The following is a 1,156-nucleotide window of genomic DNA, read 5'->3' as shown; positions in this document are numbered from 1 at the left end:
ATCGGCTCCCCCGGCGCCCGCTGGCGCGGCGTTCCTGAAGGAACGTCCCTGACCCGCTGGCAGGCACCGTCCCTCGGGAACTCCCATCAAGCACAGGAGGTTCACATGGGAATCCAAGTCACATTGTATCAGGCACTGCGGTCTGTTAAGGTGCCCTCGAACGACGCCGAAAAGGTCGTCGAAGAGCTGGAAGGGCACATCGCGATGAAAGTCACCGAAGCGAACGCGCCGCTGATCGCAGAACTTCGGGCCACCCGCGAAGCGATCTCGAAAGATGTCGCACGCACCAAGTGGTATTTTAGCACCGCCATCGTGATCGCTGGCCTGATTATCGCGATTACCAATGCGATAAACTGACCCAGGGGGCTTCGGCCCCCTTTTTACTCGCCATCCATCGACCATACGGCACGGCGCTGCTCTCCGGCGCATCGGCACATTCGTGCCTCGCCGGCATCGCCGCCGCACCCGCATAAGCGCCAGAAGATAGCCCGGACAGTGTCGTCGGGCGAAGCGCGGTTCGCAATCGCAGACTACCCGATGGAATGTCTCAGCACAGAGCAACGCTGTATCGCTCAGCCCACTGCAACACCGCAGGCTCCGGAGATCCGAACGCGCAGGAGAGACACCGTGATGCTGGACACATGACCTCGCCGTCTCAGCGATCGGACAATCTCACAGTGCCTGTAGTCGGCGTCGAGGATCGACGGTTCCCCCAATTTTCTCGTTCCTCGAAAATCGGCTCCCCCGTCGCCCGCTGCGCGGCCGCAAGCGGTCCTCGACCCCAACCGGCACTGTGACCTTGCCGCTCCGCAATCAACGCAATGGAGGTCAAGATGAGCCTGCAAATCACCCTCTTCCAAGCTCTGCGCGCAGTTCGGATCAACCAGAACGAAGCCGAACGGGTGGTGCAAGAGCTCGACAATCACATCCGCACGAAGATCACCGATGCAACGTCAGGAATCGAGCGCCAGCTGCGGATTCAGAACGCACTGGTCTTCTTCCTGGCCGCGATGGCCTCGCTGGCGACCGCAATCGGCGCATACCTGGCCGCCCTCAACCGATGAGGGCGCCGGAGCAGGGCCCAGGGCGACCAGCAGCGCGCGGGCACCGGCAGTCCCTTGCTGGCCTTGCGGACCTGCGTCCGCATCGGCTTCGC

At 62.5% G+C, this 1,156-nt stretch carries 2 protein-coding genes; both read left to right on the top strand.

Features of this window, described 5'->3' with window-relative positions; genetic code table 11:
* The coding region (locus AX708_RS09335) for a hypothetical protein (RefSeq protein WP_233999635.1) at window positions 1–357 on the top strand (357 nt) is incomplete at its 5' end.
* 464 nt (window positions 358–821) lie between these two features.
* The gene (locus AX708_RS09330) at window positions 822–1,064 is read left to right on the top strand and encodes a hypothetical protein (RefSeq protein WP_067490021.1); all 243 of its coding nucleotides are present in this window, start codon (window positions 822–824) and stop codon (window positions 1,062–1,064) included.
* Window positions 1,065–1,156 lie beyond the last annotated feature (92 nt).

This window comes from Erythrobacter sp. CCH5-A1 (genome assembly GCF_001557115.1).
Taxonomy (GTDB): Bacteria; Pseudomonadota; Alphaproteobacteria; order Sphingomonadales; family Sphingomonadaceae; genus Erythrobacter.
The sequence above is the reverse complement of the archived record's forward strand: the minus strand, read 5'-3'. Positions and strand labels throughout refer to the sequence as shown.

Bases quoted from the DNA above. Each gene is read 5' to 3' on its own strand.
- AX708_RS09330 (WP_067490021.1), top strand. From the start codon at position 822: ATGGAGGTCAAGATGAGCCTGCAAATCACCCTCTTCCAAGCTCTGCGC.